The sequence below is a fragment of the Ruegeria sp. AA3 genome, assembly GCF_056542905.1.
Map to the genome: position 1 here is coordinate 81,455 of NZ_JBQGAQ010000012.1, position 26,067 is coordinate 107,521.

Here is a 26,067-nt window from a genome sequence, read left to right on the forward strand (position 1 = left end):
TCAGGCCTCGTCCGAGGGCAGTTCGACCTCGAGGAACCGCTCGAACGCATCCAGATTGACCGGTTCGAACTGTCCGAAACCCTGCATCCAGACCGACGCCGCACGCAGGGCGTCAGGCTCTAGCTTGCACCACTTAACCCGCCCTCGTTTTTCCTGAGAAATCAGCCCGGCCTTGGTCAGGATCACCAAGTGTTTCGAGATCGCAGCCAATGACATGTCGAACGGTTCAGCCACGTCGGTGACGGCCATATCGTCCTCCAGCAGCATCGCAAGGATGGTGCGGCGGGTTGGGTCGCCGAGGGCCGCAAAAACAGTGTCGAGGTCGTTGGACATGGCTCATTCCTAAAGCGCAAGAACCGGTTTGACAATTTTCGCTGCAACGACAAGGTGCCAGCAAACAAAAAAGGTTTGGGTATGGCACTGAAATACTGGTTAGTGATTTGCATACTTGGCATCGGCTGGGGCATGTCATTCATGTTCAATGCCATTCTGCTGCGCGAGCTTGGGCCACTGTCGGTATCGATGGGGAGGGTGGGTTTTGGTGCGGTGGGGTGCTGGGTCTATGTGTTGGGTGCCCGTTTGCAAGTCAATCTGACCTTCGGTCGTGCAGCCGGGTTGCTGGGATTTGGCGTGCTCAGCTATGCTGCTCCGTTTGCCTTTTATGCCTTGGGTCAGCAGCATATAGGTGCTGGCGTCGCAGGGATCGTGAATGCCACGACGCCCGCCTTTGCGGTTGTTGTATCACATTTCTGGCCCGGAGGAGAGCGGGCGACGCTATTGAGATCCCTGGGCGTGGTCTGTGGTTTTGCGGGTATCGTAGTATTGTCGTTGCCGGTGCTAAACTCAGGCGCAAAATCCGAGTTCTGGGCAATTCTTCTCACCTTGTGCGCCCCTGTCTGCTATGCCTTTTCGGTCAACATCGCGCGCGCGTTCCGGGACATGCCGCCGGTTGTTCTGGTCGCGTTGGCCCTGACGGGCGCGACACTGGCAATAGCTCCGCTAGCCTTGTGGCGCGAAGGCGTGCCCCATATCACCCGGATCGAAACCTGGGCTTCGCTGGCCATGATCGGCTTTGTACTGACCTCCGCAGCCTTTATCGCATTCTACTGGCTTCTTCCCAAGGTGGGACCAACGAATATATCGACGGTCACCCTGATCGCTCCGGTCTCTGCGCTGGTGCTGGGAACATGGGTGCTGAATGAGACGCTTCGGCCCGAGCACCTGTTGGGCATGGGAGCAATTCTTGTCGGGCTTTTGCTTATTGACGGGCGGATCGTCAGGCGCAGGCAGCGGGATGCAGTTGGAAAAGATCAACCGAAAGGTTGAATATGCAGAATTCGCCCAATTCGCCCGTTTGGCCTGTTTTAACGAATGGGATGATTTGAGTGAAGTTATATTAATATTATATAAATCAATCGGTTAACGATGTTCTGGGCGGGCGGTTAACAGCGTTGACTCTGCGCCCTCAGACCCTTAGCACCCTACCCAAGACTGTGCGAGGGAAACGCCCGTGACCGATGATGACCAAAAGCAGCGTATGGCGCAGCTGGAGGCCAAGATCGACGCGGCAAAAAAGGCCAAAGCGCCCAAGCCTCGCGCAGATGCTGACGTGTCCGGGGGTGAGCTTGCCTGGAGGATGGTCATCGAAATGGTATCCGGTCTGGGGATCGGATTTGGCATCGGATACGGGCTTGATAGCCTGCTCGGGACGATCCCGATCTTTCTGGTGCTATTTACATTGCTGGGCCTTGTAGCGGGCGTGAAGGTTATGCTCCGCAGCGCGAAAGAGGTTCAAGAGAAACAAACGGCTGCAAATGCGGCCGAGAAGGACGAGAGGGACTGAACGTGGCGACCGAGACCACCGCAGCAGAAGGCAGCAGCCTGGTATTCCATCCGATGGACCAGTTCATCGTCAAGCCGTTGTTCGGCGACGGTGCGGTTGGCATGTTCACGGTCACCAATGTGACACTGTGGCTGTTCTTTGCCGTATTGGCCGTGGTGGCTCTGTTGGTTCTGCCAACGTCCAAGCGCGCGATCGTCCCAAGCCGCATGCAGTCGATTGCAGAACTGGCCTATGGCTTCATCTACAAGATGCTTGAAGACATTTGCGGTAAGGAAGGCGTCAAGTTCTTCCCCTATGTCATGACCTTGTTCATGTTCATCGTAACCGCGAACTTCTTGGGCCTGATCCCGACCTCGTTCACCACCACATCGCATTTTGCAGTCACCATCCCGCTGGCTTTGGCCGTGTTCCTGACCGTGACCATTCTGGGTTTTGTCAAGAACGGTGCAGGGTTCCTGGGTCTGTTCTGGGTCTCCAGCGCGCCTTTGGCGCTGCGCCCGATCCTGGCGATCATCGAGCTGATTTCGTACTTTGTACGCCCCGTCAGCCACTCTATTCGTCTTGCTGGTAACGTCATGGCTGGCCACGCGGTTATCAAGGTTTTCGCAGGCTTCGCCGCGATTGCCGTGATCTCGCCCGTGTCGGTTCTTGCGATCACCGCAATGTATGGTCTTGAGGTCCTGGTGGCCTTCATTCAGGCCTACGTATTCACCATTCTGACCTGTGTTTATCTGAAAGATGCACTGCATCCGTCGCACTAAGGTCCGAACACCCAACATCGAAACTTCCAATTCGTAAGGAGACACATCATGGAAGGCGATCTCGCACACATCGGCGCAGGCCTGGCAGCAATCGGTTCCGGCGCAGCCGCAATCGGGGTGGGCAACGTTGCAGGCAACTTCCTGGCCGGCGCCCTGCGCAATCCTTCGGCAGCTGCATCGCAGACTGCAACCCTGTTCATTGGTATCGCGTTCGCAGAAGCCCTGGGGATCTTCGCATTCCTGGTCTCGCTGCTGCTGATGTTCGCCGTATAATCTGCGGAACCTGATCCTTACGCGCAGATGGGCCCAAGCCATAGCGGCCCATCTGTTGTAAAGACTACGTTCCGACGGAGGATATCATGGCGACAGAACCTATTGCCGAAGAAGTAGCCGGCTCGTGCGTCGACTCCTATGGCTCTGCCATCGGGATGCCGCAGCTCTGCTTCGATTGGTTCCCCAACCAGATTTTCTGGCTGGTCATTACGCTGGTCGTCATCTTTCTGGTCCTGTCCCGCGTGGCGCTGCCGCGCATCGCGGCAATCCTGGCGGAACGTCAGGGGACCATTACAAATGACCTGGCTGCGGCCGAAGATCTGAAGGCCAAGGCGGTCGAGGCCGAAGAGGCCTATAACAAGGCGCTGGCCGATGCCCGTTCTGAGGCACAGCGTATCGCAGCGGAAGCGCGCGCGGAAATCCAGTCTGGTCTGGATGATGCGATTGCCAAAGCGGACGCGGAAATCGCTGCAAAGGCGGCTGAATCGGAAAAGGCGATTGCCGAAATCCGTGCCGGTGCGCTGGAAAGCATTCAAGTGGTTGCTAAGGATACGGCGGCTGAACTGGTCACCGCACTGGGCGGCGAGGCGGATGCCAAAGCCATCAACGGTGCAGTAGACGCACAGACGAAAGGATAAGTGACATGCGGAACACTCTTGCCCTTATCCTGACCGTTGGTGCCACCAGCCCTGCGTTGGCTGCAAGCGGACCGTTCTTTTCGCTTGGTAACACCGATTTTGTGGTCCTGCTGGGCTTCATCGTTTTCATAGCGGTCCTGTTCTACTTCAAGGTCCCCGGCATGATCGGTGGTGCATTGGACAAACGTGCCGAAGGCATCCAGTCCGAACTGGACGAAGCACGTGCCCTGCATGAAGAAGCGCGTAGCCTGCTAGCCTCGTTTGAGCGCAAGCAACGCGAGGTGCAGACACAGGCCGACGCCATCGTCGAAGCGGCGAAGCAGGACGCGGCATTGGCCGCTGAGCAAGCCAAGGTCGATTTGGAGAAATCCATTGCACGCCGTCTGGCGGCTGCACAGGATCAGATCGCATCGGCTGAGGCCTCAGCAGTCAAGGAAGTTCGCGATCAGGCCGTCACCGTTGCAGTTTCCGCAGCGAAAGCCGTTCTAGCCAAGCAAATGACCGCCACGCAGGCGAACAAGCTGATCGACGCATCCATCGCGGATGTCGGTGAAAAGCTCCACTGATCACATTGATCAAGCGACTTAATGAAACCCGGGGCCCTGAGGTTCCCGGGTTTTTTTTATCGTGACTTTATTTTGGTTTCTTTGCCCGGCGCCGGGTCATGATCCAGACGAATATAGCGATCATCGTAATCAGAAGCTCGATCTTGAAGGTCCAATGATTGAGAAATGACAAAATCCAGTGAGAATGGGTCGCCTGTACCGTGACCAACGGATATGTTGCGTCCGAAAAGGGCCACATCCATGTGACCTCACCCGTGATTGAATCCAATAACATGTGAACCAACCCGCCCGCGCCCAGGAAGGTCAGGAAAGTCCCGATTTGTAGGCGCCATTGTCGGATCAGGAGACCTAAAAGCAGAATGCTCGCCCAGATGATTGGTCGGTGTGTCAGGTAGGAATGATGATGGTGCCCGCGATCATCGATAAGATAAAACCAGAATATGTCTATATCTGGCGCCACGGCTCCGATCATCGCAGCTGTAAATGCAAGCCTTCCCAGGTTCGGCGCAGTCGTTTGGAAGATCAAGTAGGCGCCCGGTAAATGTCCTATAAACATTAGACCTCGCCGGTCTCGTGCTTCAGTCGCTGCTGCGCGATTTCTTCATTGTGCAGGGCCTTCTGCTGATCGGCCATGCAGCTTTTGACAAAATTCAGATGGTCCTCGACCGCCCGGCGCGCACCCTTTGGGTCGCGATCTTGTAGTGCTGTGTTGATGGCGCGGTGCTGGTCCAGAATGGCGTCGCGCGTGGTACGCTGCTGAAACATGATCCGGCGATTGTAAAATACACCCTGCCGAAGCAGATCGAACATCGACCGCATCATATGCAGCATCACTACGTTATGACTGGCCTCGATGATGGCCATGTGAAACTGGGCGTCCAGATGCGCCTCTTCTTCGGCAGCGTTACGCGCGTGGGCGGTTTCCATCTTGTCCAGTATGGTCTGCACCACTTTCAGATCGCTGTCAGATCCCATCCGCGCGGCGCGCTCGGCGGCCAGCCCCTCCATATCGCGCCGGAACGAGAGATAGTCGAACACCGCCTCGTCGTGATTGCCGAACAACCGGATTAAAGCGGGCGAGAAGGCCGAGCCCAGAACCTCGGCCACATAGATGCCTGACCCGGCCTTGGCGGTCAGCAATCCCTGATCCTGCAGGTCCGCGATCGCTTCGCGTAGCGATGGGCGCGACACGCCCATCCGCTCGGCCAGTTCCCGTTCCGAGGGCAGGCGTTCACCGGGGCGCAGGATGCCGCGCAGAATCAACAACTCAATCTGGCGCACCACGGCCAGAGACAGTTTTTCGGTCTGAACTTTTTGAAAAGGCATCCGGCTAACATCTGAAATTGGTCAACTCACTTGACCACGATTGCGGGGCGCGTTCAAGCCGCTCACACAGGTTGAAACATTGGGTCAGTATTATTGACATAAGAGGTGCATTGCCTAGTCTGCGACCTAAGGGCGGAGGAGGCCCGCAACGATGGATCAGCTATACGCCACCCGCGCATCCCGAATGAAAGCATCCGAAATCCGCGAATTACTGAAGCTTCTGGGCGAGCCCGGTATCATTTCGTTCGCAGGCGGTATCCCTGACCCGAACCTGTTCCCGGCTGAGGCCTTTGCCGAGGCGTTCCAGAACGCGCTAGGCCCGGATCAAAAGGCTCAGGCCTTGCAATACTCTGTCAGTGAGGGCTATGCGCCCTTGCGCCATTGGCTGGTTGGCTACATGCGCGGGATAGGTGTGGAGTGCGACATCGACAACATCCTGATCACCTCCGGTTCTCAGCAGGCGCTGGATTATCTGGGTAAGCTGTTTCTATCGCCGGGCGATACCGCGCTGGTCGGCTGGCCCACCTATCTGGGCGCGCTGAATGCCTTTGACGCTTATGAGCCGCGCTTCGATCAGCTCAGCATCAATGGCAATCGGGGTGCGACCGAATACCGGGCCGCCGCCGGGGACAGCCCGATCAAGTTCGCCTACCTCTCTGCCGACTTTGCCAATCCGACGGGGGAAACTGTCGACCTGCGGGGCAGGGAGGCACTGCTGAATCTGGCCGAGGAACTGGATTGCGCCGTGATCGAGGACGGGGCCTATCAGGCGCTGCGCTATGACGGCGACCCGATCCCCCCAATTATGGCGCTGGAACAGGCCCGCAAAGGCTCGATTGAGGCCTGCCGAACGATCTATTGCGGCAGCTTTTCGAAAACCCTGTCGCCCGGATTGCGCGTCGGTTGGGTCGTGGCTGCCAAACCGGTAATATCGCAACTGGTGTTGTTGAAGCAGGCCGCTGATCTGCATTCTTCGACGATCAACCAGATGGCTGTCTATCAGGTGGCGCGGGACTGCTTTGAATCACGTGTTCCGATGTTGCGCCGCACCTATGCCGCCCGCCGCGATGCGATGTTGGAGGCGTTGGCCCAGCATATGCCCGATGGTGTGGAATGGACCCGGCCCGAGGGCGGCATGTTCGTCTGGGTCACCTTGCCCAAAGGGGTGAACGGGGCTGACCTGCTGGCCCGGGCGCTTGAAACCGTCAAGTTGGCCTTTGTCCCGGGTCAGGCGTTCTACCCTGATGACACCGGGGCTAACACAATCCGGCTGAGCTTTTCCAATTCCGATGAGGATACGATCCGCGAAGGTATCCGCCGGTTGGGAGAGGTGCTGCGCGCCTGATCTGGGAAAGGATTCATTAACCATATTGCCGCAAGAACGGCGGTATGATCCGTCTGCTTGCCTTCCTGCTGCTGGCTGCCTGTTCGGGCGGCACGCCTTATTTTCGCGAGTTGCCCGCGACGCGCATCTCGGTAAATGGCAGCGTGTTTGACGTCCGCGTCCGCGACGAACTGGCCGAAGCCGTCCGCATAAACCCGCAATACGCGCCGCGCCTTGGTCTGATCCGCGACCGCGCCGCGCTGGCGATGGCGCAGGTCTCGGGCTGTCCGCTTCTGGACGTTCTGGGCGATGCAGCGGTCACTGTGGGCGTTCTGGGCTGCGACCAGGAACTGGGGGAAAAGCTGATTTTCGGAGCGCTCCTACGCCGCCCTTATGAATGCGTCGATTATGGCTATTACGAAGATTACGGATATCAGGTCTTTGAATGCACACCGTACTGATATACGCGAAACCTTGCGTAATTATGCCAAGATATTGTGGATAACTCGGCCAATCATCCCATATCCTGCGCAATCACGTTGACACCTCCCCCATCCGTTGCGCAGACTTCTTACCTATAGGAATCATACCAAGAGCAGCCATTGCGCTTTAGCAAACTCAAACTGACCGGCTTCAAAAGCTTCGTGGACCCGACCGATCTGATCATCGCGGACGGGCTGACCGGAGTGGTTGGTCCCAATGGCTGCGGCAAATCCAACCTTCTGGAAGCTCTGCGCTGGGTGATGGGCGAAAACCGACCCAAATCCATGCGTGGCGGGGCCATGGAGGATGTGATCTTTGCGGGCGCGGCGACCCGACCCGCGCGCAATTTTGCCGAGGTGGTCCTGACCATGGACAACTCGGAACGGCTGGCCCCTTCGGGCTTCAATGAAAGCGACCAGTTGGAGATTATCCGCCGCATCACCCGCGACGTGGGCAGCGCCTATAAGACCAACGGCAAGGACGTCCGCGCCCGCGATGTGCAGATGCTGTTTGCAGACGCCTCGACCGGGGCGCATTCGCCTGCGCTGGTGGGGCAGAACCGAATTGCTGAGCTGATCAATGCCAAGCCCCGCGCCCGCCGCCGCATTCTGGAAGAAGCTGCGGGCATCTCAGGCCTCTATCAACGCCGCCACGAGGCTGAACTGAAACTCAAAGGCACCGAGGCCAATCTGACCCGCGTCGATGACGTGCTGGAACAGTTGGGCGGCCAGTTGGCGCAACTCGCCCGTCAGGCCCGTCAGGCCGCGCGCTATCGCGAGATCGGCGAGCTGTTGCGTCAGGCCGAAGGGATGCTGCTCTATCGTCGCTGGAAAGAGGCCGACATGGCCCGCCAAGCGGCCGAAGAAAAGCTGCGCGACCGGATCACGGAAGCCTCTCGCGCCGAGGCTGCTGCCCGCGAAGCCGCCGCCAAACGCGCCGAAATCGAGGAAACTCTACCCCCCCTGCGCGAGGAAGAGGCCATCGCCGCTGCCGTCCTGCAACGCCAGCAAGTGCAGCGCGATCAGCTGTCGGATCAGGAAACCCGCGCGCGTCAGACGATTGAAACGCTTACCAACCGCATCCAGCAGTTGGGCAACGATATCGAACGCGAATCCGGTCTGAACCGGGACGCAGGCGAGATGATCGAACGGCTGGAATGGGAGGCCCGCGAGCTTGCTAAAGCCGCCGAGGGTTATGACGACAAGGTCGCCGAAGCTGCGGAAATAGCCCGCGAGGCCGCCTCGGTTCTGCAGGATCGCGAAGATCACCTGTCGCAGGAAACAGAAGACATGGCCCGTCTGGTGGCCCGCCACCAATCGGCGCAGCGTCTGGTCGAGGACAATCGCAAGACACTGGCTCGTTCCGAGGGCGAGGAAGAAAAGGCCCGGGCCGCCGTGGACGAGGCGCGCAATGCCCTTTCCCGTGCCAGCGAGGCGTTCGAGACCGCGCAGGAGGGCGAAGAAGAAGCCCGCGAAGCTGCTGAGGCAGCGGAAGAAGCACTGGCCGCCGCCGACGAACTGCGCAACGACACGCAGGCGCGTGAGGCCGAGGCCCGCGCCAAACGCTCCGAGGCCGAGGGTGAACTGGGCGCGATAAGGGCCGAGACCACCGCGCTGGCCAAGCTGGTCGAACGCGACACGGCTGAGGGTGGGCAAGTGCTCGACATGCTGCGGGTGGCAACGGGCTTTGAAAAGGCATTGGGGGCTGCGCTGGCGGATGACCTGCGTGCACCGTTGGTCGAAGGTGACGGGCCTTCAGGTTGGGTGCAGGTAGCGGGCTATGACAGCGACCAGCCCTTGCCCGACGGAGCAGAGCCTCTGGCCTTGCATGTGTCCGGCCCCGACCGGCTCAGCCGCCGGATCGCGCAGATCGGTCTGGTCGATGCGGATCAGGGCGCACGGTTGCAGGCGTCGCTGAAACCAGGGCAAAGGCTGGTCTCGCGCTCGGGCGACCTGTGGCGCTGGGACGGATTCCGCGCCTGGGCCGAGGATGCACCAAGCGCTGCCGCCCTGCGTTTGGAACAGCTCAACAAGCTTGAGGCGCTGAAACAGGAACTGACACGCACCGAGGCGCAGGCCGACGGCGCGCGCGCCGCGCATGAAGCGCTGTTGCAGCAACTGGCCGACGTCACCGAAGCTGATCGCCGCGCCCGCGAGGCCCGCCGTGCCGCGGATCAGCGCATGGCGGAAACCGCGCGGATGCTCAGCCGGGCTGAGGCGGATCGAAATCTGGCGCAGGGCAAGCTGGAAACACTGACACTCGCGGTCGACCGTCATAAGGAAGACGCCATGTCTTCCCGCGCGCAACTACGCGAGGCCGAAAACGCGCTGACCGGTCTGGGCGACCTCGACAGCGCCCGCGCGCAGGTCGAGGACATCAAGCAGACGGTCGAGGCGGCGCGGATCACCATGCTGACCCACCGCTCGTCCCATGACGAGTTGCGCCGCGAGGGCGAGGCCCGGACCCGGCGCTCGCAGGAGGTGACCAAAGATCTCAGCGGTTGGCGGCACCGTCTTGAAACAGCGGAAAAGCGCATCGCGGAACTGGCCGAACGCAAGGAAAGCTCGGAAGAAGAACTGTCAGACGCCATGGCCGCCCCCGGCGAAATCGCCGAGGCGCGCGAAGAACTGAACGAGTTGATCGAAACCGCCGAGGCCCGCCGGGCCGAAGCCGCTGACAAGCTGGCAGAAGCCGAAACGGCGCAGCGCGAGGTGGTTCTTGCCGAGCGCGAGGCCGAACGTCTGGCCTCGGAAGCCCGCGAAACCCGCGCTGCGGCTGAGGCGCGCTGTGATGCGGCCAAGGAAAGCGTCGTCGCGGCAGCCGAACGGATTGCTGAGGATCAGCAACTGACGCCCAACCAGTTACTCAACCAGCTGGACGTGAACCCCGACCAGATGCCCGCCGCCGACGCGTTGGAGGCCGAAGTGAACCGCCACAAACGCCAGCGCGATGCGATGGGCGCTGTGAACCTGCGTGCCGAAGAGGACAGCAAAGAAGTTCAGGAAGAATTCGACACGCTGAACGGCGAAAAGGCCGATCTGGAAGAGGCGATCAAAGCCCTGCGCAGCGGCATCGCCAGCCTCAACCGCGAGGGTCGCGAACGCCTGCTGACCGCGTTCGAGCAGGTGAATTCCAACTTCGCCATGCTGTTCAAGCACCTGTTTGGTGGCGGTGAGGCCAATCTGGTCATGGTCGAAAGCGACGATCCGCTGGATGCGGGCCTTGAGATCATGTGCCAGCCGCCGGGTAAAAAGCTCTCGACTCTCAGCCTGCTTTCGGGCGGCGAACAGACCCTGACCGCGACGGCGTTGATCTTTGGCGTGTTCCTTGCCAACCCCGCGCCGATCTGTGTGCTGGACGAGGTCGACGCCCCGCTCGATGACGCCAACGTCACCCGCTTCTGCGACTTGCTGGACGAGATGTGCCGCCAGACTGATACGCGTTTCCTGATCATCACCCACCACGCGGTGACCATGGCGCGGATGGATCGGCTGTTCGGTGTGACGATGCAGGAACAGGGTGTCAGCCAACTGGTTTCGGTCGATCTGAAAAAGGCCGAGCAGATGGTCGCTTGATCGATCACTGCAACGTTATGAGCCATCGCCCGTGTATGAGGGTAGGCTAGCATCATGATCCGATACTTCATTCTCGCATTGCTGGCGGCTAATCCCCTCTGGGCTGCCGACTGGCCCACCAAGCCCGGCGACATCCCATTGTCGCCTCAGGAACTTGAGGCGCTGGCAGGTCGTACACTAACTTTCTACGACGACGGCCAGTCCAAATTTTCGGCCGGAGGAGCCTATTCCTACACCTACGCCAGCGGGGATACTGCCTTTGGTACGTATTCCATCGCCCAGGATGGCAGCGTCTGCATCGCCTATCGCAACGGATTCAGCCGGTGCGATCTGTATGTTCGCAGTGGGGAACGGTTGATCCTGATCGACGAGAAAGGTGACCGCTATCCGATCAAGAGAGAGTAATTGATCTATTTTTTCCAGCCAAAGCGACATATCGATAGAAATTATGATCGCATAGGGTGAAGAACGGGATAATTTTTAGCTGTTGAAGTTGTAGAATGCTCCAGATCAATAGATTTTATGGGGTTCACAATATGTGCCGTTTTTTAGCTTGGGTTGGGGAACAGCGATATCTGGATGAGTTGGTTCAAGAGCAGGAGCAATCGCTGGTCATTCAAAGCCGCAACGCATTGATAGGGAAGACACCGATCAATGCCGATGGGTTTGGACTGGCTTGGTATTCTGACCGCGAAACGCCTTGTTTCTACAAGGACACTCATCCCGCGTGGTCCGATGCAAATCTCAAGCAACTGGCACATCACACACGATCACGACTGTTTCTGGCCCATGTGCGAGCGTCGACTGGCACTGCGACTTCGCGTAACAATTGCCACCCGTTCGGTGTTGGCAAATGGAGCTTCATGCATAATGGCCAGGCTGGTGGGCATGACCAAATCCGGCAAGAGCTCGACTCAATGATCCCGGCACATTTGTACGGGCACCGAATGGGTGCCACGGAAAGCGAGGCGATCTTTCTGATTGCTCATGGTGAAGGTCTGGATTCAAACCCGATCGGCTCAATGGCACGGGCCGTGGGGCGGGTGGAAGCGCTGTCCCGACAATGCGGGTCGTTGCCCTATATGCGGTTTGCGGCGTGCTGGTCAGATGGCAAGCGTGTATTTGCGGCGCGCTATGCGTCTGACCGTTATGCACCCAGTTTGCATTACCGGGCCTCTGAAGACGGGATAGTGATATCTTCCGAGCCGCTTGATGCAGACAGTGACGGCTGGGTTGAAGTACAACCCAATACCGCCATCGTTACAGAAGGCTCGGTGGTATCGATCCATGCGTTTGATCCGTCAGTGAAACGTGAACCGGCAAAGGTCGCCTAGGCGCTGAGCCTCATAGCTGGTTCAACAGCTGTGTCGTTGGCCAGGCATCGGCCGGTAGACCTAGTCGTACCTGTTCGGCCTGCACCGCTGCGCGTGTTCCGGCCCCAAGGATGCCGTCGATCTTGCCCACGTCGTGCCCCCGTGCCTGCAGTTTTGTCTGCAACTGCTTCATCTGCGCGCCCGTCAGCGCCGGTGCGGGGTTGCCTGCGTCGTAGATCTGCGCGCCTTCCAGTCTTGTGCCGAAGTAGGCGGCCGTCAGGACGTAAACGAAGCTCTGGTTCCATTCGAAATAAACATCGAAATTCGGGTAAGCCAGAAAGGCGGGGCCCTTGTGCCCTTGTGGCAGGATAAGCGAGGCGGGCAGGTCGCTCAAAGACCCACTGCGCGCCTGTACGCCCATCGCCTGCCACTCGGACACCGGGCGGGGCTTGCCGGGGCCTGATAGAGACCAGTCCATCTGCGCGGGCACTGTGACCTCCTGCAGCCATGGCTGACCCGGTTGCCAACCCAGATGCGACAGCATTTTGGCCCCTGACATCAGTGCATCCGGCGCGGATGTTTTCAATGAAACCTTGCCGTCTCCGTCCCCATCCACGCCGTTTTCCAGAATGTCGCGCGGCAGCATCTGCACCATGCCAATCTCGCCCGCCCATGCGCCGGTGGTGCGGGCAGGGTCGAAATTACCTTGTTGATAGAGTTCGATGGCAGCGAAGATTTGCGGTCGGAACAGCTCGGGCCGGCGGCAATCATGGGCGAGCGTCACCAGCGCGTTGCGGGTGTTGAAATCACCCTGAAACGCGCCGTAATCGGTTTCGAACGCCCAGAACGCCAGTAACACACCGCGCGAAATGCCGTATTCCTGCTCGATCCGGTCAAACACCGCGTCGTATTTCCCTGACATGGCCTTGCCCCGGTCGATCCGGTTCTGTGAAATCAGATGGCGCGAGAAGTCTATGAACGGTTTTTGGAATACGCCCTGTGCGCGGTCGGCTTTCAGAACGGCTCCGTCCTGCTGCACGCCTTTGAAAAAGCTGTTGACGGTGGATTTGTCAAAACCCTGCTGAATGGCTTCGGCTTTCAGCCCTTTGACGAAGGTATTGAACCCACCGCCGCATTGGGCAAGGGCGGGCGAGGCGAAGAGGGCGGCGGCAATAAGGCCGGAAAGGAAACGCATAAGGCTGATCCGTCAGAATATGAAGTTGAACCCAACCCACACCGACACGAGCCCAAGCGCAAGCCCCCAAACCTGCCAGAGCATGTTGGATGCGCGAAAAACCTCCGCCGCGTCGATATCTTGCCGGGCATTCCCGTTCACCCAGGCAAGATCCCGCATCTGCCCGTCATAGCTGCGCGGTCCTGCCAGCGCGATATCCAGCGCGCGCGCCATCGCGGCCTCGGGCCAGCCTGCGTTGGGTGAGATATGGCGGCGTGCGTCCTCAACCATCTCTCCCCAGCGCGACCATTGGCTGGACAGCGCGACGATCATTACAAAGGTCAGGCGTGCCGGGACAAGGTTCAGCAGATCATCCAGCCGCGCCGCTGCCCAGCCGAAGGCGCGGTACTTGTCGTTGCGATAGCCGATCATACTGTCGGCGGTGTTAACGACCTTGTAGACCAGCAGCCCCGGCAGACCTGCGACCAAAAACCAGAAGGCGGGGGCAATCACCCCGTCGCTCAGGTTTTCGGCGGCGCTTTCGATGGCCGAGCGCGCCACCTGCGCCTCGGTCATATCTCGCGTATCGCGCGAGACGATCATGGCGACCTGAGCGCGCCCTTCGGCAAGCGAGGTCAACAGGCCTTCGCCAACTGCGCGAACATGGGTGATCAGGGATTTCTGTGCCAGAAGGATGGCGCAGACCACGATCTCGACGATCGGACCAAGCAGTGCCAGCAACCGGCCAAGGATGAGTGCCGCCACAACCAGGATGAGTACCGTCGCAACCCCTTTGAGGCGGCGATACGCCTCATGGTTCAGCCGGTTGTCTAGCCAGCCAATCGCGTTGCCCATCAACACGGCAGGGTGGCGAATCCGCGACCACAGCCAATCCGGCTCACCCAGTGCTGCGTCCAGACACATGGCGCAGACCAATAGAAACGCGGTGCTCACAGCGCTGCTTCCAAACGGGCCCAGCCGTCTGCTGGCGGTAATCCAAGGCGCAGGTAGGTTCTGGAATAGGGGAATATACGGCTCCAGATATGCGCCCGTGCCAGCCGGTCCTGCCATGCGGTGGCATCGTCTACGTCATAGAGGCGGAACAGGCTGGTCCCACCGATCAACCGCGCACCTTGGGCCGTTACAAGCTGATCCAGCCGGGTTGCGTCATTTGCCAGACGCTTGCGGGTTTCATCGGCCCATTTAACATCGCGCAGCGCTTGCGTACCGATCCGCAGCGCCGGGCCGGAAACCGCCCAGGGTCCGGTCAGGTCATTCAATCGTGCAATCAGATCGGGATGCCCGATCGCAAAACCCAGCCGCAATCCAGCCAGCCCCCAAAACTTGCCAAAACTCTTCAACACCACGACGCCTGGTCGCTCGGCCAGATGAATCAGCGAGGCATCGGGGGTGACGTCACAGAAGCTTTCGTCAATCACGGTCAGCGGGGCGTCGGCATCCGTCTCTTGCCAGATGCGCCCGTCGGGATTGTTGGGGTGCACGATGACCCGTGCCTGGGCGGGGCCGGTCTCGTGCACCGTCCAGCCCTGCGCGGTGAACGCGGCGGCATGTTCGTTATAGGTTGGCATCGTGATCTGCACGCGGCCCGCTTTGGCCAGCGCGGGCAAGCGGGCAATCACCGCTGAAGCGCCGGGAGAGGGCAGAATCTCGGCCCCATCCGGCACGTTCCAAAACTCCCGCGCCGCGTCCGACAGGCGTTCGAACGCGCCATGATCGGGCAGTTCCATCCAGTCCGACTGCTGCAGGCCCGAGACCAGATAAGCGTGCGGGTTGATCCCCGTTGACAGGTCGATCCAGTCCGTGCGAACGCCCCCGAACCGGGCCATCGCGCCATCCAGACCCCCGCCATGATCGCGCGCGGCCCGAGGGTTCAATCTGTCATTCTGTCCAACCATCAGCCCCAGCCGGAATCGCCTATTTCGTATGCTTCAAGCGGATTTTTGCCGCTCATACAAGCGAATCCGCCAGTTCATGGCCCTGTGCGGGCGCTGTTAACACTTTGTTAAGGAAATCGCGTGATCACGGACAACAGGGGTCGGCACCACTCACCCATATCACGTGCCGAGGTTGTTGCAAATGAAAGTACTGATTGTTGAGAGTAACCCCGATCTAGGTCGGGTCTGGCAACGGCATCTGCAAAGGCAGGAGGCCGAGGTCACTTTGGTTGAGACGCAAGAGGCTGCAATATTGGCGCTCTATGGCACAGCCTTCGATATCATCGTGTTGGATCTGGTTTTGGAAACCGGCAGCGCCTTGGCGGTTGCCGATTTTGCAAGCTATCGCAGGCCCGAGGCGCGGGTGATCTTTGTCACCAACACCACATTCTTCTCGGACGGGTCCATCTTTGCCCATAGTGCGAATGCCTGCGCCTATGTGCAAAGCTCGACCCCGCCCGAGGATCTGGCAGCAATGGTCGAGCACTACGCCGCCGGGCGCTGATCCCGTCCATGGGGTTCTGAATAATCCAGCTCTGGGTTCACCGGAATGATCCGATGCGGATTGATGCTATCGTGGCTGTAGTGATAGTGGCGCACAATGTGGTTCATGTTCACCGTCTCGGCCACGCCGGGCCACTGATACAGCTCGCGGGTAAAGGCCCAGAGGTTCGGGTAATCCACCAGGCGCCGCTTGTTGCATTTAAAATGCAGGTGATAGACCGGATCGAACCGGATCAGCGTGGTGAACACGCGCCAGTCGGCCTCGGTCACGCGGTTGCCCATCAGATAGCGGTTGCGTGCCAGACGATCCTCAAGCCAATCCAGCGTGTCGAACAGAGGGCCTATGGCCGCGTCATACGCCTCTTGCGAGGTGGCGAAGCCGCATTTGTACACCCCGTTATTAACATCGGAATAGATGCGCGCGTTGACCTCTTCGATCTCGTCCCGCATTGCCTCGGGCCAGTAATCATCAGCGTTGCCGGTGATCCCGTTGAAAGCCGAATTGAACATGCGGATTATTTCCGAGCTTTCGTTCGAGACGATGGTCTTTTCCACTTTGTCCCACAGGATCGGCACCGTCACGCGGCCTGAATAGTTGGGGTCGGCACGGGTATAGATCTGATGGGCAAAATCATGTCCGAACAGTTTGTCTCCTGTCGCTCCATGGTCGTCTATCTCAAAGGTCCAGCCTTTATCCAGCATATCCGGATGTACAACCGAGACCGAGATGTGTTCTCGCAACCCCTTCAACTCGCGAAAGATCAGCGTGCGATGCGCCCAGGGGCAGGCGTGAGAGACATACAGATGATATCGCCCGCTCTCCGCCTCGAATCCGCCACGCCCCGAGGGGCCAGGTGCCCCATCGGCCGTGATCCAGTTGCGAAACTGTGCGGCCGAACGTTTGAACGCCCCGCCAGTGGATTTGGTGTCATACCAAGTGTCATGCCAAACGCCGTCGACAAGCAGGCCCATTGTAATTCCTCCGCATTGCGATTGAGACAAAGATAGGCTGTTGCGGCTCAGGTTCCTATTTCACCGCGCGCGCAACTGACCTGCATCCGCGCACAGTGTCATCGGGACACCTGCGCAACAGATCGTAAATCTCGGGCCCAAGTGAGACAGTTCACTGGATTTTTACACAAGCTGGTCCACAATAAAGAAAGTTCTGGGGGAAGTTTATTATGAGTACCTATGTTTCTAAGGAAATTCGCGCTGAATTGGATGCCGCCCGAATCGCTACATTGAAGAAATCCAGCCGTTTGCGGGTGGAGTTTGGCGACAATAGCTTCAAAATTCTCACATTGTGGAAGGATGGTTTCACCGTCGAGGCCGAAACCACGCCACGCCTGCGTGGGCTCGTCGATATCTATGACGGTGCCAATCACATGTATCAGTGCCTGATCATCGCAGATGAAGAAGCGGTGGGTGAGATGCGCTATGAGTTCAAGCGCAGCACTGTGGCAGCCGACAAGGCCCCGCTGGATTTCTACCGCGCGCCGGATGCACCTATCGCACTGCTTGAAAACCGCGACTGACACGCTCACCGATTGACCTGTGGCACCGAAGCGCCGTCGGCGCTCGGAGCTGCAATGGTGTCACAAGATTTTCAGGTATCGGGCCGGACGATTAGTCGTGGGCCGTCAGGGTTAGGTGCACAGGGTCCAAACCATCGATGCCGCCTTCGATTCGGTCTCCGGCGGCCACGGGCCCGACCCCAGCGGGTGTGCCGGTCAGGATCAGATCGCCGGGGCGCAAATGATAGAAACCGGATAGATGGCAGATCAGCTCATCAATCTTCCAAACCAGCTCGGATAAGGTGGCGTCCTGTTTCACCTGCCCATTGACGCTGAGATAGATGCGCTTGTCATCCGATGGGCTCCAATGATCGGCGCGGGTCAGCGGGGCGAAGACCGCGCCGCTTTCCACATCCTTGCCCAGATCCCAGGGGCGCTGTTTGTTGCGCTCTCGGATCTGCAGGTCGCGGCGCGTCATGTCCAAAGCGCACCCGTAGCCAAAGATCGCCGCATGGGCCTGTGCAGCCGTGGCCTGGAAGACCGGTTTGCCGATTGCAACGGCCAGTTCCATTTCGTGATGATAATTCTCGGTTCCCGCAGGATAAGGCTCATGTGCACCTGTCAAAACCGCGTTGGGCGCGGATTTGGTGAAATAGAATGGCGCCTGACGATCCACCTCATGCCCCATTTCAGCGGCGTGGGCGGCATAATTGCGGCCCACGCAGAAAATCCGCCCGATCGGATAGGTCGTCTGCTCCCCTTCTACCGGGATGCTCGGGATGTCCGGAAGCGCAAAGAGTTGGTTGGGCATGATTTGCCTCCGATTGTTTTCAGACAGGGTTATTGCAAATCGCCAAAGGCGCGTTTGAGACGGGCGCAAGCCTCTTCCACCCGCGCGCGTTGGGTGGCCAGATTGAACCGTTCAAAGGTTTTCCCGCCCGACCCGAAACCGGGACCTGAAGATGTCGCGATCCGAGCGTCCTCGCGCAGACGGCGGACAAATTCATCATGGCTCATCCCGGTGCCCGAGAAATCGACCCAGGCCAGGTATGTCGCCTGCAGCGGCATCGACCACAGGCCCGGAATCTCGGCGATGGTGGCATCGAACAGTTTTCTGTTGGCATCCAGATGGGCGACCTGTTCATCGACCCATTTCGCCCCTTCCGGAGAATAAGCGGCGGTGATCATCGCCACCCCCAGCGCACTTGGATCATAGTCCAGAGTGGTGATCCGGTGTCGCATCTCGGCCCGCAGCTTGGCGTCGGGAATGATCATGTTACCGGTGCGCTGGCCCGCGATATTGAATGTCTTCGACGCCGCGGTCAGAGTCACGGTCCAGGGACGCGCATCCGGGGCGGCCACATCCATCGGCACGAAGATATTGCCCGGATAAACCAGATCGTGGTGAATCTCATCCGAAACCAGGATCAGTCCGTTACGTTCTGCAAAAGCTGCTACCGCACGCTGCTCATCCGGCGTCCAAACCCGACCCGAAGGGTTCTGCGGCGAGCACCACAACAGCAGCTTTTCCGAACCGTCCAGCCGCGACTGCGCATCGTCCAGATCAAGCGCATAGCTGTCGCCGTCACGTACTAGAGGGCATTCAACCACGCGACGGCCGGATTTATTCACCTTATGGGCAAACTCATGATAAACGGGCGTGAATATAACGACGCCATCGCCCGGCTCGCTCCAGACATCCAGACACAGGGCAATGGCGTTGCCCAGACCCTGTGAGGTCAGCACCCAATCGGTGTCGATCTCCCAATTGTGGCGGGTCTTCATCCACCACTGGATCGCGTTCAGATACTCCGGGTGCATCCACGAATAGCCAAACGCGCCATGATCGGCGGCCTCGCGCACGGCCTCGATCACGCAAGGGGCGGTGGCATAGTCGGAATCGGCGGTCCACATGGCCAGCCCATCCTCGGGCGAGACGCCATAGAGCTGCTCCATCTTGTCCCATTTTGAAGAGTTGGTGCCCCGGCGGTCGATCAGGTCGTTGAAAGTCATGTCATCTCCATCTGTCGAGGCGAAAGCTAACCACAAATCCATCGGGTGCAAGGGGGCCGTTGCGGTGGCGGGCGCGATGGCCTAAATCAGCCTCATGAAACGCAATATCCTGATCCATCCCGATCCCCGCCTGAAAAAGGTCTGCGCGCCGGTGGCCGATATCACCGATGACCTGCGCAAACTGGCTGATGACATGCTGGAGACGATGTATGATGCGCCTGGCATCGGCCTTGCTGCGCCTCAAATTGGCGTGCTGGATCGGCTGATCGTGGTGGACTGCGTCAAGGAGGAAGGCGAAGCCCCACGCCCCCTGGTGATGTTCAATCCCGAGGTCATCGCCTCTTCAGACGAGACCAATGTCTACGAAGAAGGCTGCCTTTCGATCCCCGAGCAATATGCCGAAGTGACCCGTCCTAAGACTGTGGATGTCACCTGGCTGGATCGCGACGGCAATCTGCAGCAGGAAACCTTTGATGATCTCTGGGCGACCTGTGTTCAGCACGAGATCGACCATCTGAACGGTAAGTTGTTCATCGATTATCTCAAACCGCTCAAGCGTCAGATGATCACGCGCAAGATGCAGAAGCTCAAGCGCGAAAAGGCCCGCACATGACGGTGCGGACCTGCCTGCCATGGCCCGACAAGCGCCTGCGCACCAAGGCCGAGGATGTCACCGAGATCACCGATGACATCCGCGCCATTTGGGACGACATGATCGACACGATGGAGGCGATGCCGGGAGTCGGTCTCGCCGCGACACAGATCGGGGTGATGCTGCGCCTGGCCGTCTTGGATGGCTCGACCCAGCGGGGCAAAGCCGTGCGGCTGGCCAATCCCAAGATCCTGCACAGCTCAGTCGAGCTGCGCGAGCATGACGAGGCCAGCCCGAACCTTCCCGGCGTGTCCGCCAAGGTGAAACGCCCCCGCGCGGTAACGGTGAAATTTCTCAACGAGCAGGGTCAGATCGACCGCCGCGATTTCGTCGGCATCGAAGCCACCAGCGTACAGCACCAGATCGACCACCTGAACGGGCGGATGTATTTCGACCGTCTCAGCAAGGTCAAACGCGACATGCTGCTGCGCAAGGCGCGAAAATCAACGTAGGCCGGGCTTCAGCCCGGCACTCACCCAACCCCCGGAGCCGACGATGCGCATAATCTTCATGGGAACCCCCGATTTCTCGGTCCCCGTCCTAAACGCACTCGTCAAGGCAGGACACGAAATCGCCGCCGTCTATTGCCAACCGCCACGCCCCGCTGGTCGCGGTAAGAAAGACCGCCCGACTCCGGTCCATGCAAGGGCCGAGGCGCTGGGACTGGAGGTGCGCCATCCGACCTCGCTGAAAACGCCCGAAGAACAGGATAGATTTGCAGCGTTGAACGCTGATGTGGCGGTAGTCGTAGCTTATGGCCTGATCCTGCCACAGCCGATCCTTGATGCACCCACCTACGGCTGCTTGAACATCCACGCCAGCCTGCTGCCGCGCTGGCGCGGGGCCGCCCCGATCCATCGCGCGATCATGGCGGGTGACGCGCAGACCGGTATCTGCATCATGCAGATGGAGGCCGGGCTGGACACAGGGCCCGTTCTGCTGCGCGAAGCCACCGATATCGGGATCGAGGAAACCACGGCCCAGCTGCATGATCTTCTATCGGACATGGGCGCGGCGCTGATCGTTGAGGCACTGAACAAGCTGCCAAGCCTTACACCTGACCCGCAGCCCGAAGAGGGCGTGACCTACGCCGCCAAGATCGACAAAGCCGAGGCGCGGATCGATTGGTCGGCCCCCGCATCCGAAGTCGACAGAAAAATCCGCGGTCTCTCTCCATTCCCCGGCGCATGGACCGAGTTCGGGGGCGACCGGATCAAACTCCTCGCCTCCCGGCTGGCCGAAGGGCAGGGCACTCCGGGTGAGGTGTTGGACGACCACCTGCGCGTGGCCTGTGGTGAAGGCGCGGTTGAGCTGTTGCGCTTGCAAAGGGCAGGCAAGGGCGCGCAGGATAGGGAAACCTATCTGCGGGGCTGGCCCATCCCGGCCGGCACCCGCCTGTCATCGGAGTAAGCCTAAATGTTCATGATCATGATGGGCACGGTCGTGATTGCCGGGATTGTTGGCTATCTGTCTGAACAGACCGGCTTTACCCACAACGGCTATCTGCAATCGATCATCATCTGCGTGGGTGGTGCCTTCCTGTTCTATTTCCTCCGCATCATGTTCGGCATCAGCTTTGGCCCGCCGGGGCTGGACGCGGTGTTGTCATCGATCGGTGCGTTGATCATCGTGCCCACCCATTGGAGGAAATGACATGCCCATCGTCGTTCTGATCATCATTGGCGCCGCCGCAGGTTTCCTCGCCACGCGTCTTATGCGGATCGAGGCCGACATTCCAACCACCATGCTGATCGGCATCGTCGGCGCTTTGGTGGGCGGCTTGGTCCTACGCACGCTCATCACTGTGATGGGATGGCTCTCAGGGTTTATCGGGGCTGTTCTGGGGGCACTTTTGGTGATCTGGATCTGGCAGACATACATACGGCGCTGAGCGCTTGACCCGACCGTGATCTGCGACCAATGTCCGGGCAATTTTTTGTTGAAAGGCCTCTCATGTCGCATGATCTGACCAAAGGTGACGTCGCCCTGATGGGGGTGCCTCTGGACCTGCATTCCTCGTTCCTGCAAGGCCCCGCCTTTGCGCCGGGCCGCATCCGCGAGGCGCTGCATTCCGGCGCGGCCAATCTGACCGCCGAAGATGGCACCGATCTGGGCGCAACCGAGCGCTTCAAAGATACCGGCGATCTGGATGTGTTCGAGATGATGGGGCAAGAGCCCATTGATCGTATCGAAGCAGGCGCGGCTACCCGGATCGAAACCGGCGCGCGGTTGTTGTCACTGGGCGGCGATCATTCGGTTGCGTACCCGCTGATCAAGGCGCATGCGGATCGGTATGAGGGGTTGAATATCCTGCATATCGACAGCCACCCTGACCTCTATGACAGCCAGCAGATCGGTCCGCTGGGCCATGGCTGCCCGTTTGCCCGGGTGATGGAGACCGGCAAGATCAAGCGCCTCGTACAGATCGGCATCCGCACCATGAACGCGCATCAGCAGGAACAGGCCGACAAATTCGGGGTCGAGGTGATCGACATGCGCAACTGGCGCGCAGATCTGGAGATCAGTTTTGACGGGCCGGTTTACTTGTCATTGGACCTCGACGCGCTGGACCCGGCCTTTGCTCCGGGCGTTTCGCATCACGAACCCGGCGGTCTTAGCACGCGTGAGGTGATCGACCTGATCCATCGGTTCAAGGGTCAACTGGTCGGCGCGGATATTGTCGAATTAAACCCACACCGCGACCCCTATGGAATGACCGCCATGGTGGCGGCGAAATTCGTCAAAGAGATCGGCGCACGGCTGCTGACGCGCTAGCGCTCATCGCAGATTGCGGCGGTCCCAAGTCTTGGGGCCGCGCTCGTTGTCATGTCGTATCGGTTCGCCTCGGATGCGGTCATCCAGTGCATTTCATCCTCAGATGCGACATCCAGCGTGAACCAGTAGAAGTCCGGGTCGACGCCGATATCTGCGAAATAATCAAGATACCGGTTATGTTCAGGATGACCTTCGGGCAGTTCCGCGGCCACGTAACCTCCACCACCCCAACTGTGAACCCCCACACAGGCGCCGGGTTCCAGCACCCGCCGGTTACCGGCCAGAAACAGGTCAGTTCCGCCAGAGGCGACCAAACCGTTTGATGGTACGACCGTATTGAACCCTTCCTCGCGCACTACGCGGCTGAAGACCACATTCGAGTCATCATCCACCGAGCCTTCGATATTTTGCAGTACCAGTGTCTTGATCCCTGGGTTTTCGTCCATCACCTCTTCAAACGCGCTGAGCGTTGTGTGGTCGATCGTTCCAGACGCCACGATCTGATCCCCTTCGGTCCTGAATGTGACCGGGGTGTAGTGATCTGCACAAGCCGCCAGCAGCAGCGTTGCCGCAAGAAATGAAAGTCGGGGGGTCATAGCGTTCTCGTGTCTGTTTGTACCCTATTGCCGAGGCGGTCGGGCCTTGTAAACCGGCAACTGCCAACCGAACAGCAGCGATCCGGCCCGCAGCGACCAGCAGACCAAGGCGCATAGCCCCAATGCAGGCAGGCCGGTTAACCCAAGCTGAGCCGCCAATACCGCTGTCAGGGCACCGGCAAAGGCGCAGGAAACATAAAGCTGACCCTGTTTCAGCACCAGCGGCACCTCGTTGCAGACCACATCGCGCATCAGCCCGCCGAGGCAACCGGTGGTCACACCCATCAGCACCACAATGACGCCGGTCTGTCCCAGCGAAAGGGCCGCACCCGTTCCTGCAGCCACGGCGATGGACAGGGCAAAGCTGTCCAGCCAAATCAGCCAATTATACCTGCTTTCCACCAGATGCGCGGTGAAGAACACCAGCACTGCCGCGCCACAGGCAATCAGGATATAGTCGGGTTGCCCGACCCAAAACACGGGATGTCGATCCAGCAGCAGGTCGCGCACCGTGCCGCCGCCCACCGCTGTCAGGCAGGCGATGAAGGCAAACCCCACCAGATCCAGCTGCGCCCGGCTGGCGACCAAGGCGCCGGTCAGCGCAAAGACCAGAACCGAGGCATAATCCAGCAGGGCAAGCCCGCTCACGCCTGCTCCTTTTTGGGCTTAAACGGTGCCATGCCCGCACGCGCTAGTTCATCCGCGCGCTCATTCTCGGGGTGGCCTGCGTGACCCTTGACCCATTCCCAAGTCACCTGATGCCGCTCTTGCGCCTCATCCAGCCGCTGCCACAGATCAACATTCTTGACCGGCTTCTTGTTAGAGGTCTTCCAGCCGTTTCGCTTCCAACCGAAAATCCAGCCGGTGACGCCGTTTTTTACATAGGCGCTGTCGGTGACGATTGTGATCACAGATGCTCGCTCTAGCGTTTCCAGCGCGCTGATCGCAGCCAACAGTTCCATTCGGTTGTTGGTGGTCTCGGCCTCTCCGCCATTCAATTCGCGCTCTTTCAGAACGGTATCACCATCCATCGCGCGTAGCAGCACGCCCCAGCCACCGGGACCGGGATTGCCGGAACAGGCGCCATCGGTATAGGCAAACAAATCAGGCATGGGCAAACACCAGAATGAACCCGTCATAAGACCCGGCGAGACCTTTGCCGATCCCCTGCACGGTGCGGTCGATGGTGAACCCGGCCGTGGTCAGAGTCTCTTCTATCTCGGGCTGAGTATAATAGGTATAATAGCGGTTAATATCGTCGCGATGCTCACCCGTTCCAAGCTTCATGCCCAAAAACAACTGACCGCCGGATTTCAGTGCCGTGTGGATTGCGCTTAGATGACGCGGGAAATCGGATCGGGGCGCATGCAGTAGCGAAAAGCTGGCATAAACGCCGTCGTATTCCTCGGCCTCGGTGACGTCATCGAAAGTGCCTAGATAGGCATCGACGCCATTGTCGCGTGCGTGTTCGACAAAGGCCGGCGTGGCATCCAGCGCCCGCACTTTTAGCCCTTGGCGCATCAAAAACGCGCTGTCCGATCCGGGCCCCGAGCCCAGATCCAATACATATCCGCCCGCCTCGACCGCATCCGCAAAGGCCTGCCGGGCCTCAAGCTGTTCGGGGGGCAGGGGGATTTTCAGATAATCGGCGACCCGCGCAGTGTAGGCGTCAATCGTGCGTTTGTCCTGAGTCATGCAGGCACCCGCAGAACACGCGGCACTTTGAACTCTACGTTTTCTGTCGCGGTTTCGACTAGCTCGACCGTCACGTCATAATGGTCGCGGAAGGCTTCGATAACCTCGTTCACTAATACTTCGGGGGCCGAGGCCCCTGCAGTAACCGCAACGCTCGCGATACCCTCCAGCGCCCGCCAATCGATCTCAGTCGCGCGTTGGACAAGCTGTGCATAGTTGCAGCCCGCACGTGAGGCGACCTCGACCAGACGGCGCGAGTTTGACGAATTCGGCGCTCCGACCACCAGCAGCGCATCGGATTTCGGCGCAACCGCTTTTACCGCTTCCTGCCGGTTGGTGGTTGCATAGCAGATATCTTCTTTATGCGGCCCAACGATGGCGGGGAACCGGGCTTCTAACGCTGCAATGATATCCTTTGTGTCATCCACCGACAGAGTGGTTTGGGTGACAAAAGCCAGTTTATCGGGATCCCGCACAGCAACCTGCGACACATCCTCAACCGTTTCAACCAGCAGCACCTCGCCTTCAGGCAGTTGTCCCATGGTGCCGATAGTTTCGGGATGGCCTTTGTGACCGATCATGATCATCTGCAGCCCGGCATCGGCGTGGCGCTGCGCCTCGACATGCACCTTAGACACTAGCGGACAGGTGGCGTCGACATAGATCATCTCGCGCTGGGCGGCAGTGGCAGGTACGGATTTTGGTACACCGTGGGCGGAAAAGATCACCGGGCGGTCGTTTGGACATTCGTCCAGTTCTTCGACGAACACCGCGCCCTTGGCGCGCAGCCCATCTACAACGAATTTGTTATGCACGATCTCGTGACGCACATAGACCGGCGCGCCCCATTTCTGCAGAGCCATTTCAACGATCTTGATTGCCCGATCCACTCCGGCGCAAAACCCGCGTGGGGCGGCAAGATACAATATCAGTGGTGGCTTGGTCATGGGCGGTCTCCTTGACTGAGACACCTAGGTCTTTTCATTGCCATGGTCCAGACAGCAGCACGTCATTTACCTGACATGAATCGCTGTTAGCAAAGGGGTGTTTTTAGCACCTATCCCTTTGAAAGTAGCGCGGCCAGGGC

Annotated in this window: 33 protein-coding genes; 19 read left to right on the top strand and 14 right to left on the bottom strand. The window is 59.4% G+C overall.

From position 1 onward, the window contains the following. A complete protein-coding gene (locus ACR0JR_RS18210; RefSeq protein WP_010437612.1) occupies positions 1 to 333 on the bottom strand; it encodes an ArsR/SmtB family transcription factor in 333 nt (110 codons plus the stop codon). 81 nt (positions 334 to 414) lie between these two features. Here ACR0JR_RS18210 and ACR0JR_RS18215 point away from each other — a divergent pair, with 81 nt between their 5' ends. The 6 genes from ACR0JR_RS18215 to ACR0JR_RS18240 all read left to right on the top strand — a co-directional run bounded on the left by ACR0JR_RS18215 (position 415) and on the right by ACR0JR_RS18240 (position 4,081). After that, complete coding sequence (locus ACR0JR_RS18215; protein WP_480457361.1) at positions 415 to 1,326, top strand: DMT family transporter; 912 nt, start codon at positions 415 to 417, stop codon at positions 1,324 to 1,326. A gap of 184 nt (positions 1,327 to 1,510) precedes the next feature. Beyond that, on the top strand, positions 1,511 to 1,843 hold the full coding sequence (locus ACR0JR_RS18220; RefSeq protein WP_170543010.1) for an AtpZ/AtpI family protein: 333 nt from the start codon (positions 1,511 to 1,513) through the stop codon (positions 1,841 to 1,843). Between the two features lie 2 nt (positions 1,844 to 1,845). Next, positions 1,846 to 2,604, top strand: a complete 759-nt coding sequence (locus tag ACR0JR_RS18225) for a F0F1 ATP synthase subunit A (protein WP_010437618.1) — start codon at positions 1,846 to 1,848, stop codon at positions 2,602 to 2,604. Between the two features lie 48 nt (positions 2,605 to 2,652). Beyond that, complete coding sequence (locus tag ACR0JR_RS18230) at positions 2,653 to 2,877, top strand: F0F1 ATP synthase subunit C (RefSeq protein WP_005981269.1); 225 nt, start codon at positions 2,653 to 2,655, stop codon at positions 2,875 to 2,877. 86 nt (positions 2,878 to 2,963) lie between these two features. After that, positions 2,964 to 3,515 (top strand): F0F1 ATP synthase subunit B', encoded by a 552-nt coding sequence (locus ACR0JR_RS18235; protein ID WP_010437627.1) that lies wholly within the window; start codon positions 2,964 to 2,966, stop codon positions 3,513 to 3,515. A gap of 5 nt (positions 3,516 to 3,520) precedes the next feature. Next, positions 3,521 to 4,081 carry a F0F1 ATP synthase subunit B gene (locus ACR0JR_RS18240; protein WP_480457306.1) on the top strand — a complete coding sequence of 187 codons (561 nt, stop codon included), beginning with the start codon at positions 3,521 to 3,523 and terminating at the stop codon, positions 4,079 to 4,081. A gap of 67 nt (positions 4,082 to 4,148) precedes the next feature. Here the strand turns inward: ACR0JR_RS18240 and ACR0JR_RS18245 are convergent, their stop codons facing one another. Beyond that, a complete protein-coding gene (locus tag ACR0JR_RS18245; RefSeq protein WP_480457307.1) occupies positions 4,149 to 4,637 on the bottom strand; it encodes a metal-dependent hydrolase in 489 nt (162 codons plus the stop codon). Beyond that, positions 4,637 to 5,407, bottom strand: coding sequence for an FCD domain-containing protein (locus ACR0JR_RS18250; protein ID WP_170475787.1), 771 nt, complete (start codon positions 5,405 to 5,407; stop codon positions 4,637 to 4,639). The genes ACR0JR_RS18245 and ACR0JR_RS18250 overlap by 1 nt, the downstream gene beginning before the upstream one ends. A 151-nt stretch (positions 5,408 to 5,558) precedes the next feature. Here ACR0JR_RS18250 and ACR0JR_RS18255 point away from each other — a divergent pair, with 151 nt between their 5' ends. The 5 genes from ACR0JR_RS18255 to ACR0JR_RS18275 all read left to right on the top strand — a co-directional run bounded on the left by ACR0JR_RS18255 (position 5,559) and on the right by ACR0JR_RS18275 (position 12,123). Next, on the top strand, positions 5,559 to 6,752 hold the full coding sequence (locus tag ACR0JR_RS18255) for an aminotransferase-like domain-containing protein (RefSeq protein WP_480457308.1): 1,194 nt from the start codon (positions 5,559 to 5,561) through the stop codon (positions 6,750 to 6,752). A gap of 44 nt (positions 6,753 to 6,796) precedes the next feature. After that, entirely contained in the window at positions 6,797 to 7,192 is a 396-nt protein-coding gene (locus tag ACR0JR_RS18260; RefSeq protein ID WP_480457309.1) for a hypothetical protein, read from the top strand. A 141-nt stretch (positions 7,193 to 7,333) separates the two neighbouring features. Then, positions 7,334 to 10,789, top strand: a complete 3,456-nt coding sequence (locus ACR0JR_RS18265; RefSeq protein WP_480457310.1) for a chromosome segregation SMC family protein — start codon at positions 7,334 to 7,336, stop codon at positions 10,787 to 10,789. 54 nt (positions 10,790 to 10,843) lie between these two features. Beyond that, positions 10,844 to 11,194, top strand: coding sequence for a hypothetical protein (locus ACR0JR_RS18270; RefSeq protein ID WP_480457311.1), 351 nt, complete (start codon positions 10,844 to 10,846; stop codon positions 11,192 to 11,194). Positions 11,195 to 11,325: 131 nt separating this feature from the next. Continuing rightward, positions 11,326 to 12,123, top strand: coding sequence for a class II glutamine amidotransferase (locus ACR0JR_RS18275; RefSeq protein WP_480457312.1), 798 nt, complete (start codon positions 11,326 to 11,328; stop codon positions 12,121 to 12,123). Between the two features lie 10 nt (positions 12,124 to 12,133). Here ACR0JR_RS18275 and ACR0JR_RS18280 read toward each other — a convergent pair whose 3' ends face one another. The 3 genes from ACR0JR_RS18280 to cobD are packed head-to-tail and all read right to left on the bottom strand — an operon-like array spanning position 12,134 to position 15,192. Further along, positions 12,134 to 13,297 (bottom strand): lytic murein transglycosylase, encoded by a 1,164-nt coding sequence (locus tag ACR0JR_RS18280; protein WP_480457313.1) that lies wholly within the window; start codon positions 13,295 to 13,297, stop codon positions 12,134 to 12,136. Between the two features lie 12 nt (positions 13,298 to 13,309). Beyond that, a complete protein-coding gene (gene cbiB / locus ACR0JR_RS18285) occupies positions 13,310 to 14,230 on the bottom strand; it encodes an adenosylcobinamide-phosphate synthase CbiB (protein ID WP_480457314.1) in 921 nt (306 codons plus the stop codon). After that, a complete protein-coding gene (gene cobD, locus ACR0JR_RS18290) occupies positions 14,227 to 15,192 on the bottom strand; it encodes a threonine-phosphate decarboxylase CobD (RefSeq protein ID WP_480457315.1) in 966 nt (321 codons plus the stop codon). Before cobD ends, cbiB begins: the two co-directional genes overlap by 4 nt. Positions 15,193 to 15,373: 181 nt before the next feature. On the opposite strand from cobD, the gene ACR0JR_RS18295 reads away from it, so the two are divergent. Further along, positions 15,374 to 15,736 carry a response regulator transcription factor gene (locus tag ACR0JR_RS18295; RefSeq protein ID WP_008756687.1) on the top strand — a complete coding sequence of 121 codons (363 nt, stop codon included), beginning with the start codon at positions 15,374 to 15,376 and terminating at the stop codon, positions 15,734 to 15,736. Here the strand turns inward: ACR0JR_RS18295 and ACR0JR_RS18300 are convergent. Next, positions 15,718 to 16,707, bottom strand: a complete 990-nt coding sequence (locus ACR0JR_RS18300; protein WP_480457316.1) for a glutathione S-transferase family protein — start codon at positions 16,705 to 16,707, stop codon at positions 15,718 to 15,720. The genes ACR0JR_RS18295 and ACR0JR_RS18300 overlap by 19 nt on opposite strands. A 209-nt stretch (positions 16,708 to 16,916) precedes the next feature. Here ACR0JR_RS18300 and ACR0JR_RS18305 point away from each other — a divergent pair, with 209 nt between their 5' ends. Continuing rightward, on the top strand, positions 16,917 to 17,270 hold the full coding sequence (locus tag ACR0JR_RS18305; RefSeq protein WP_010437652.1) for a hypothetical protein: 354 nt from the start codon (positions 16,917 to 16,919) through the stop codon (positions 17,268 to 17,270). A 91-nt stretch (positions 17,271 to 17,361) separates the two neighbouring features. Here the strand turns inward: ACR0JR_RS18305 and ACR0JR_RS18310 are convergent, their stop codons facing one another. Continuing rightward, on the bottom strand, positions 17,362 to 18,060 hold the full coding sequence (locus ACR0JR_RS18310) for a fumarylacetoacetate hydrolase family protein (protein WP_480457317.1): 699 nt from the start codon (positions 18,058 to 18,060) through the stop codon (positions 17,362 to 17,364). Positions 18,061 to 18,089: 29 nt separating this feature from the next. Beyond that, a complete protein-coding gene (locus ACR0JR_RS18315) occupies positions 18,090 to 19,262 on the bottom strand; it encodes a MalY/PatB family protein (protein ID WP_480457363.1) in 1,173 nt (390 codons plus the stop codon). Between the two features lie 94 nt (positions 19,263 to 19,356). Here ACR0JR_RS18315 and def (ACR0JR_RS18320) point away from each other — a divergent pair, with 94 nt between their 5' ends. The 6 genes from def (ACR0JR_RS18320) (at position 19,357) to speB (ending at position 22,689) form a co-directional block, all read left to right on the top strand. Continuing rightward, positions 19,357 to 19,875, top strand: coding sequence for a peptide deformylase (gene def, locus ACR0JR_RS18320; RefSeq protein WP_170392632.1), 519 nt, complete (start codon positions 19,357 to 19,359; stop codon positions 19,873 to 19,875). Then, on the top strand, positions 19,872 to 20,366 hold the full coding sequence (gene def / locus ACR0JR_RS18325; protein WP_480457318.1) for a peptide deformylase: 495 nt from the start codon (positions 19,872 to 19,874) through the stop codon (positions 20,364 to 20,366). Before def (ACR0JR_RS18320) ends, def (ACR0JR_RS18325) begins: the two co-directional genes overlap by 4 nt. Before the next feature lie 43 nt (positions 20,367 to 20,409). Beyond that, positions 20,410 to 21,324: a methionyl-tRNA formyltransferase gene (gene fmt / locus ACR0JR_RS18330; protein ID WP_480457319.1), complete on the top strand. Its 915-nt coding sequence runs from the start codon at positions 20,410 to 20,412 to the stop codon at positions 21,322 to 21,324. Positions 21,325 to 21,330: 6 nt separating this feature from the next. Continuing rightward, complete coding sequence (locus ACR0JR_RS18335) at positions 21,331 to 21,567, top strand: hypothetical protein (protein ID WP_480457320.1); 237 nt, start codon at positions 21,331 to 21,333, stop codon at positions 21,565 to 21,567. A 1-nt stretch (position 21,568) separates the two neighbouring features. Further along, positions 21,569 to 21,805: a GlsB/YeaQ/YmgE family stress response membrane protein gene (locus ACR0JR_RS18340; RefSeq protein ID WP_480457321.1), complete on the top strand. Its 237-nt coding sequence runs from the start codon at positions 21,569 to 21,571 to the stop codon at positions 21,803 to 21,805. Positions 21,806 to 21,867: 62 nt separating this feature from the next. Beyond that, the gene (speB, locus tag ACR0JR_RS18345; protein ID WP_010437669.1) at positions 21,868 to 22,689 is read left to right on the top strand and encodes an agmatinase; all 822 of its coding nucleotides are present in this window, start codon (positions 21,868 to 21,870) and stop codon (positions 22,687 to 22,689) included. On the opposite strand, the gene ACR0JR_RS18350 is transcribed toward speB, so the two are convergent. Genes ACR0JR_RS18350 through ispH form a run of 5 tightly spaced genes read right to left on the bottom strand, consistent with a single transcriptional unit; the run spans position 22,686 to position 25,927 of the window. Then, complete coding sequence (locus tag ACR0JR_RS18350) at positions 22,686 to 23,285, bottom strand: COG3904 family protein (RefSeq protein ID WP_480457322.1); 600 nt, start codon at positions 23,283 to 23,285, stop codon at positions 22,686 to 22,688. The two genes, speB and ACR0JR_RS18350, sit on opposite strands and share 4 nt — an antisense overlap. 24 nt (positions 23,286 to 23,309) lie before the next feature. Next, positions 23,310 to 23,933: a trimeric intracellular cation channel family protein gene (locus ACR0JR_RS18355; RefSeq protein WP_319546470.1), complete on the bottom strand. Its 624-nt coding sequence runs from the start codon at positions 23,931 to 23,933 to the stop codon at positions 23,310 to 23,312. Continuing rightward, the gene (gene rnhA / locus ACR0JR_RS18360) at positions 23,930 to 24,397 is read right to left on the bottom strand and encodes a ribonuclease HI (protein ID WP_010437672.1); all 468 of its coding nucleotides are present in this window, start codon (positions 24,395 to 24,397) and stop codon (positions 23,930 to 23,932) included. Before rnhA ends, ACR0JR_RS18355 begins: the two co-directional genes overlap by 4 nt. Beyond that, positions 24,390 to 24,980, bottom strand: coding sequence for a class I SAM-dependent methyltransferase (locus tag ACR0JR_RS18365; RefSeq protein ID WP_010437674.1), 591 nt, complete (start codon positions 24,978 to 24,980; stop codon positions 24,390 to 24,392). Before ACR0JR_RS18365 ends, rnhA begins: the two co-directional genes overlap by 8 nt. Continuing rightward, complete coding sequence (gene ispH, locus ACR0JR_RS18370) at positions 24,977 to 25,927, bottom strand: 4-hydroxy-3-methylbut-2-enyl diphosphate reductase (RefSeq protein ID WP_170475826.1); 951 nt, start codon at positions 25,925 to 25,927, stop codon at positions 24,977 to 24,979. The genes ACR0JR_RS18365 and ispH overlap by 4 nt, the downstream gene beginning before the upstream one ends. Positions 25,928 to 26,067 lie beyond the last annotated feature (140 nt).